The organism is Pseudomonas sp. UBA3153 (assembly GCF_002364635.1).
Lineage (GTDB): Bacteria > Pseudomonadota > Gammaproteobacteria > Pseudomonadales > Pseudomonadaceae > Pseudomonas_O > Pseudomonas_O kuykendallii.
Genome location: NZ_DEYR01000098.1, coordinates 18301 through 18639, shown reverse-complemented (window position 1 = coordinate 18639; position 339 = coordinate 18301). Strand labels below are relative to the sequence as shown.

Below are 339 nucleotides of genomic sequence, written 5' to 3'. Positions count from 1 at the left end.
CGCAGGGCGCGCCAGGCCGCGTGGGCGGCGCGCTGCATCAGCTCGAAACCGGGCGTGCCGGCGGCAATCAGGCGGGTGTCGAGGTCGCGAACCTGAGCGGCGCTGTACAGGGCGGTAGGCAGATCGTCGCGTGGATGCGGCATGTGCAACTCCAATGTCTGGCAGAATTATACCTACCTCGCCCCTCGGTTTCTCCGCTCGCCATGCCCAGCTCGCCGCCCGATCTCGCCCTGCTCGCGCAGTCCATCAAGGACTGGGGCCGCGAGCTCGGCTTCCAGCAGGTCGGCATCGCCGGGCTCGACCTGAGCGAGCACGAGGCGCATCTGCAGCGCTGGCTGG

At 69.3% G+C, this 339-nt stretch carries 1 protein-coding gene; it reads right to left on the bottom strand.

The genetic code is table 11. From position 1 onward, the window contains the following. The coding region (locus B2X67_RS20215; RefSeq protein ID WP_286786596.1) for a hypothetical protein at nt 1-143 on the bottom strand (143 nt) is incomplete at its 3' end. Nucleotides 144-339 lie beyond the last annotated feature (196 nt).